Consider the following 6,864-nt stretch of genomic DNA (forward strand, 5'->3'; position numbering starts at 1 on the left):
GGCACCGACCCCGGCGCGTCAGGCCGAGTCGCGCTCCACGAGCGACGTCGGCAGCGTCACCGCAGCGGGCTCCTCGCCCTCGATGACCTCGAGCAGCAGCCGCACCATCTCGGCGCTGATGCGCTCGAACGGCTGCCGCATCGTCGTGAGCGCGGGCGTGAGGTTCGCCGCGAGACCGTTGTCGTCGAACCCGCCGACGGCCACGTCCCCGGGCACGTCGCGCCCGGCGTCCCGCAGCGCGACGATCGCGCCGGCGGCCATGAGGTCGGACGCGACGAACACCGCGTCGAGGTCGGGCCGCCGGTCCAGGAGCTCGCGCATCGCGCGCTCGCCGCTCGCGCGGGTCCAGTCGCCGTGCGCGACGAGCCCGGGGTCGTACGCGTCGCCGAGCTCGGCACGGTAGCCGTCGAGCCGCAGCGTCCCGCCGGGGGTGTCGAGCGGGCCGGTGATCATCGCGACCCGGGTCCGCCTGAGCCCCAGGAGGTGGCGGGTCATGCGCCGCCCGCCGCCGGCGTCGTCGGCCGCGACGTACCCGACGCGCCCCTCGAAGCCGAGCGGGATGCCGCAGGCGATCGTCGGGACGCCCGCGCGCAGCAGCGACTCGACCATGGGGTTGCCCTGGTGGGAGGAGATGAGCAGCACGCCGTCGACGTGGCCCGCGGTCACGTACGCGGTGATGCGGCGCCGCTCCTCGGGCGTCCCGGCGACCATGAGCAGCAGCGGCATCTCGCGCTTGGCGAGCGCCTCGGCGGCGCCGCGCAGCAGGACCGAGAAGTTCGGGTCCTCGAAGAGCAGGTGCTGGGGTTCGGTGAGCAGGAACGCCACCGAGTTCGAGCGGCCCGTGACGAGGCTGCGCGCGTGGTGGTTCGCCGCGTACCCGGTCGCGCGGATCGCCTCGTTGACGGCAGCGAGCGCGTCGGGCGAGACCCAGTGCCCGCCGTTGATGACGCGCGAGACCGTCCCGCGGGACACCCCGGCGGCCGCGGCGACGTCCCGGATGGTGGGTCGTCGGCGCGGCGCGCTCCCGGCGGTGCCGGACTGCTGCTGCTCCACGGTCCGTGACTCTAGGCGAGGGCTCACGCCTTCACGGCGCCCGCCGCGAGGTCGACCTGCCAGTAGCGCTGCAGGAGCAGGAACAGGGCGACGAGGGGGACGATCGACAGGAGCGCACCGGTGATGACGGAGGTGTACATCGCGGGCTGCGAGGCGCCCTGGTTGAGCAGCCCGGACAGGCCGACGGTGAGCGGGAACAGCCGGTCGTCGCCGAGCATGATGTACGGGAGCATGAAGTTGTTCCAGATGGCGACGAACTGGAACAGGAACACGGTGACGAGGCCCGGCATCATCATCGGGACGGCGATGGACCGGAAGATCCGTGCCTCGCCGGCGCCCTCGGTGCGGGCCGCCTCGATCACGTCGTCGGGCACGGACGCCGCGGAGTAGATGCGCGCGAGGTAGATGCCGTACGGGCTGATGATGCTCGGCAGCAGCACCGACCAGTACGTGTTGGTGAGGCCGACCTGCGCGAGCAGCAGGTACTGCGGGATCGCGAGGACGACGGCGGGGACCAGGACGCCCGCGAGGAGCACGTTGAACAGCGTCCTCTTGCCGGCGAACTCGTACTTCGCGAGCCCGTAGCCGGCCATCCCCGACACGACGACGGACGCGAGGCCGCCGACGCCCGCGTACAGCGCGGTGTTCGCCATCCAGCGCCAGAAGACCCCGTCGCGGTACGCGCTGAGCTCCGCGACGTTGTCGAGCAGGTGCGACGACGGCGCGAACGTGAACGTCGAAAACAGCTCGCCCGCGCTCTTGGTCGACGCGATGAGCACCCACACGACGGGCAGCAGGCAGTACGCGGCGCCGACGAGGAGCACCGCGGTGCTGACCGGGCTCGGGCGCGTCGCGCCGCGGCGACGGCGCACGGCGGGCGCGGACCCCGGGACCAGGGCGGGCGCCGGGGACGGCGCGGCGGCGGTCGTCGTGGTCATGACTTCTCCTGGCTGAAGGCGCGGTCCTGGACGAGACGCAGAAACCCGAACGAGACGACGAACGTCGCGAGCGCGATGACGACGGAGGTCGCGGCCGCGGAGTAGATGTCGTCACGCGTGAACGCGTCGCGGTACACCTTCATCAGCGGGGTCCACGTGCTCGAGATCGTGTTGGTGAGGGGGCGGAGCGTCATGGGCTCGGCGAACACCTGGAGCGTCGCGATCATCGAGAAGATCGCGGTCATGATGAGCGACGGCGCGACGATCGGGATCTTGATCCGCCACGCGATCATCGCCTCGGAGCACCCGTCGAGCGTCGCCGCCTCGTACAGCTCCGTGGGGATCGCCTTGAGCGCCGTGTAGATGACGATCATGTTGAAGCCCACGCCGCCCCACAGCGCGATGTTGGCGACCGCGAACATCACGAGGCGCGAGGACAGCAGCGTCGGGACCTCCCAGCCGAATTCGTCGAACACGAAGTAGAACGGGCTCACGGCGGGCAGGTAGAGGAACCCCCAGAGCAGCGACGAGATGACCGCGGGCACCGCGTACGGCAGGAAGATCGACACGCGCGAGAACGCACGGGCCCGGCTGCGGCGCGAGTCGAGCAGGAGCGCGAACAGCAGGGCGAGGCCGAGCATCGTCGGGACGAGCACGAGCCCGTAGAGCCCGACGCGCAGGACCGACGCGACGAACTCCGGGTCGGCGATCGATCGCGTGTAGTTGTCGAGCCCCGCCCACACCTCGGTGCGGGCGCCCTTGCCGAGCCCGAGGCCGCTGACCTTGACGGTCCGCAGGCTCAGGTAGAGCGCGTAGCCGATGGGCAGGGCGAGGAACGCGACGAAGAGGATCACGGCGGGCGCGAGGAACGCGTACGGCGCTGCGGTGCGCCCGAACGGGCGGCGGCGACCGGGCCGGGCGGGTACGGCGGCGCGGGCGGTGCGGGCGCGCGCACGCTGTGCGGCACCGGCCTCGCCGGGTGCTGCGGGTGCCGTGGGCACCGGGGACGTGGTCACGGGCGTGCTCCTGGTGGGGTCGACGAGGGCCGACGGACGGCGGGGGCTCGGCACGCCGGGGCGCGACGGGCGTGCACCCGGTGACCCGGCACGGGGGACGTGTGCCGGGTCACCGGGGCGATGGGGTCACTCCTGGACGGAGAAGCCCGAGTCCTTGAGGTCCTCGATCGTGACCTCCTGCATGGCCTCGACGGCCGCGACGAACGCGGCGCGCGAGCGGGACTCGGCGGCCTTGCCGAACTCGTCGTTGTACGCGGAGTACGCGACGTTGACGTTGGGCCCGAACGTGAAGCTGTTGGCCGTCGCCGCGGTCTCGGCGGCGAGCGGGTAGAAGTCGGCCTGGTTCGAGAAGAACTCCGGCGGCGCGGAGAGGGCCTCCTCCTGCGCGAGCTGGTCGGCCGGGTAGAGGCCGCCCTCGGAGACGAGCGTGTTCACCGCCTCCTGACTCGTGTTCATCCACGTCATGAACTCGGTCGCCTCGGCGACGTGCTCGGACTGCGTCGTGACGGCCGTGGCCGAGCCGCCCCAGTTGCCGGTGGCCGGGTCGGACGCGTCCCACTGCGGCATGGGGGCCATGGCCCACGTCCCGGCGGTGTCGGGCGCGTTGCCCTGCAGGACGCCGGGCGCCCAGACCGCCGAGAGCCACGCGACCTGCGAGCCGTCGTTGAGCGCGGCGTTCCACTCGGGGGTGTACATCGGCTTGTTGTCGATGACGCCGGACTCGACGAGCCCGCCCCAGTAGTCGGCGACCTTGAGGGTCGCCTCGTCGTCGATCGAGACCGTCCACGCGTCGCCGTCGATGCCCCACCACGAGGCGCCGGCCTGCTGCGCGAGGCCCGTGAACCAGCCGGCGTCGGTCGCGGAGAACGTGCCGAGGTACTTCGTGGGGTCCGCGGCGTGGACCTGGGCGGCGGCGTCGGCGTACTCGGGCCACGTGGTGGGGACGGCGATGCCGAGCTGGGAGAAGATGTCGGCGCGGTAGTACAGCTGCATGGGGCCGGAGTCCTGCGGGATGCCGTAGACCGCGTCGCTGCCGAGGGTCACGGAGCTCCAGACGCCCTCCGGGAAGTGGTCGGCGATGTCGGCGTCGAGCTCGCCCGAGACGTCGGCGAGCGCGTCGGCGGCGACGAGCGTGGGGATCTTCTGGTACTCGGCCTGCATGAGGTCGGGGGCGCCGCTGCCGGCCTTGATCGCGGTGAGGAGCTTGGTGACCGCGGGGTCGCCGCCGTCCTGCTTGTTGACCGTGACCTGGATGTCGGGGTTCTCGGCGTTCCACTGCTCGACGACCTGCTCCATGCCGGGCGCCCACGTCCAGAACGTGAGCTCGACGGCCTCGCCCGAGGCGGCGCCGTCCGTCCCGCCGTCGCCCGAGCCGTCCCCGCCGGAGCAGCCCGCGGCGAGCAGCGCGGTCGCCGCGACGACCGCAGCGGTCCTGGTGCCTGTGGTCAGGCGCATGTGTCCTCCTCGTTCCGGGCCCACCGCGTCGTCGCGGTGGGGTGCGCGGCACTGCACGGCGCCGCGCCCCCGATGACGCTCCTGCACGCCGCTGTGCCTGTGCACGGTCACAGTAGGTGCACGGGTGTTGGGCTTGTCAACACGGGGGATCGTCGTGTTACCTGTCCGATATCTCGCCGCACGGACTGTGACCGTGCACAGCACGATCACGCCCGCAACGTCGAGGAGCTCCATGCGTCCAGGTCACGACCACACGCCCGCCCACGTGCCGGGCTGGCTGCCCGGCGTCGGGAAGGTCTGCTACGGCGGGGACTACAACCCCGAGCAGTGGCCCGAGGAGGTCTGGGCGCAGGACGTCGCCCTCATGCGCGAGGCCGGCGTCAACCTCGTGTCGATCGGGATCTTCTCGTGGGGGCTGCTCGAGCCGTCCGAGGGCGTCTACGACTTCGGGTGGCTCGACCGCGTGATCGAGCTGCTGCACGCCCACGACATCCGGGTCGACCTCGGCACCCCCACGGCCTCACCGCCCGCCTGGTTCTTCGCCACCTACCCCCACACCCGCGTCGTCTCGCGCGACGGGACGGTCCTCGGCTTCGGCTCGCGCGGTCTCGTGTGCCCGAGCTCGCCCGAGTACCGCCGCGCCGCGACCGGCATCGCGACCCAGCTCGCGCGCCGCTACGGCCGCCACCCCGCGCTCGCGCTCTGGCACGTGCACAACGAGTACGGCGTGCCCGTCTCCGAGGACTACTCGGAGACGTCCGCGGCCGCGTTCCGGACCTGGCTGCAGGACCGCTACGGCTCGCTCGACGCGCTCAACGCCGCCTGGGGCACCGCGTTCTGGGGGCAGGTCTACGGCTCGTGGGACCACGTCGTCGTCCCGGCCGCCGCCGCGAGCGTCGTCAACCCCGCGCACCGCCTCGACTTCGCACGGTTCACCGACGCCGCCCTCCTCGCGTGCTTCGTCGCCGAGCGCGACGCGATCCGGGCCGAGTCCCCCGGCATCCCGATCACGACGAACTTCATGGCCGGCGCGTGCCACTCGACGGACCTGTGGCGGTGGGCCGCGGAGGTCGACGTCGTCTCGAACGACCACTACCTCACCGCCGCCGACCCGAGCGGCCACGTCGGCCTCGCGATGGCCGCCGACCTCACGCGCTCGTTCGCCGGGGGCAGGCCCTGGATCCTCATGGAGCACTCGACGTCCGCGGTCAACTGGCAGGGCCGCAACGTCGCGAAGCGCCCCGGCGAGATGGCCCGCAACGCGCTGAGCCACCTCGGGCGCGGCGCCGACGCGATCCTGTTCTTCCAGTGGCGGGCCTCCCGGTCCGGCGCCGAGAAGTTCCACTCGGCGATGCTGCCGCACGCCGGGACCAGCAGCCGCGTGTTCCGCGAGGTGCGCGAGCTCGGGGCGGGCCTGGCGGGCCTCGACGAGGTGCTCGGGTCCCGGGTCGAGGCCGACGTCGCGATCCTGTGGGACCAGGAGTCCTTCTGGGCGCAGGACCTCGAGTGGCGCCCGAGCGTCGACGCCCGGCACCGCGAGCGCGTCGACGCGTTCTACGACCGGCTGTGGCGCGACGGGATCACCGTCGACTTCGCCCACCCCGAGCACGACCTGAGCCGCTACCGGCTCGTGCTCGCGCCCGCGTCCTACCTGCTCACGGCCCGCGCCGCGGAGAACCTCACGGCGTACGTCGCGCAGGGCGGGACGCTGCTGACCTCGTTCTTCTCGGGGATCGTCGACGAGCACGACCGCGTGCACGAGGGTCCGCACCTGAGCGTGCTGCGTGACGCGCTCGGGGTCACGGTCGAGGAGTTCCTGCCGCTGCGGTCGGGCGAGCGCGTGCACGTGGCGCTCGCCCCGGACGACGACGCGCGCACCGACGACGCCACGACGGGGGCCGACGCGCAGCACGACGCCCAGCCGCCCGCGCCGCTCGTCGCCGACGTGTGGGCCGACGACCTGACCCTCGCGGGCGCGGAGGCCGTCGGCACCTACACCGACGGCCCCGCCGCCGGTCGCCCCGCCGTCACGCGGCACCGGCACGGCGCGGGCACCGGCTGGTACCTCTCGACCCGGCCCGACGCCGAAGGGCTCGCGCGCCTCCTGCGCCGGGTCTACCGCGACGCCGGCGTGACGCCCGCTGGGCTGCCCGAGGACGTCGAGGTCGTGCGCCGCCGCGGCGCCGAGGCCGACTTCGTGGTCGTGGCGAACCACACCGACAAGCCGGTCGACCTGCCGATCACGGGCGTCGACCTGCTCACGGGCGAGACCGCCGGCGAGGGCACGCTCACGGTCGCGGCCGGCGGCGTGGGGGGTGGGCAGGGGGGATGGGGGGTGACGCGGCAGGGAGGGAGGTTGCGCGCGAGAGACAGGTGATTCCTGGGGCCAAAGAGGAGGCATG

The 6,864-nt window shown here is 72.8% G+C and carries 5 protein-coding genes; 1 reads left to right on the forward strand and 4 read right to left on the reverse strand.

The annotated features are described in order from the left end of the window. Positions 1-18: 18 nt before the first annotated feature. The 4 genes from ACWFNE_RS08980 to ACWFNE_RS08995 all read right to left on the reverse strand — a co-directional run bounded on the left by ACWFNE_RS08980 (position 19) and on the right by ACWFNE_RS08995 (position 4,462). A complete protein-coding gene (locus ACWFNE_RS08980) occupies positions 19-1,053 on the reverse strand; it encodes a LacI family DNA-binding transcriptional regulator (RefSeq protein ID WP_452122076.1) in 1,035 nt (344 codons plus the stop codon). A gap of 23 nt (positions 1,054-1,076) precedes the next feature. Continuing rightward, on the reverse strand, positions 1,077-1,991 hold the full coding sequence (locus ACWFNE_RS08985) for a carbohydrate ABC transporter permease (protein ID WP_452122077.1): 915 nt from the start codon (positions 1,989-1,991) through the stop codon (positions 1,077-1,079). Beyond that, positions 1,988-3,007, reverse strand: a complete 1,020-nt coding sequence (locus ACWFNE_RS08990; protein WP_452122078.1) for a carbohydrate ABC transporter permease — start codon at positions 3,005-3,007, stop codon at positions 1,988-1,990. The genes ACWFNE_RS08985 and ACWFNE_RS08990 overlap by 4 nt, the downstream gene beginning before the upstream one ends. A gap of 126 nt (positions 3,008-3,133) precedes the next feature. Further along, entirely contained in the window at positions 3,134-4,462 is a 1,329-nt protein-coding gene (locus ACWFNE_RS08995) for an ABC transporter substrate-binding protein (protein WP_452122079.1), read from the reverse strand. 232 nt (positions 4,463-4,694) lie between these two features. Between ACWFNE_RS08995 and ACWFNE_RS09000 the strand changes: the two genes are divergently transcribed. Beyond that, on the forward strand, positions 4,695-6,839 hold the full coding sequence (locus ACWFNE_RS09000) for a beta-galactosidase (protein WP_452122080.1): 2,145 nt from the start codon (positions 4,695-4,697) through the stop codon (positions 6,837-6,839). Positions 6,840-6,864: the final 25 nt, after the last annotated feature.

The sequence above is a fragment of the Cellulomonas sp. NPDC055163 genome (assembly GCF_053607065.1).

Coding starts and splice junctions, on each gene's coding strand:
- ACWFNE_RS09000 (WP_452122080.1), top strand. CDS start 4,695: ATGCGTCCAGGTCACGACCACACGCCCGCCCACGTGCCGGGCTGGCTG.
- ACWFNE_RS08985 (WP_452122077.1), bottom strand. CDS start 1,991: ATGACCACGACGACCGCCGCCGCGCCGTCCCCGGCGCCCGCCCTGGTC.
- ACWFNE_RS08995 (WP_452122079.1), bottom strand. CDS start 4,462: ATGCGCCTGACCACAGGCACCAGGACCGCTGCGGTCGTCGCGGCGACC.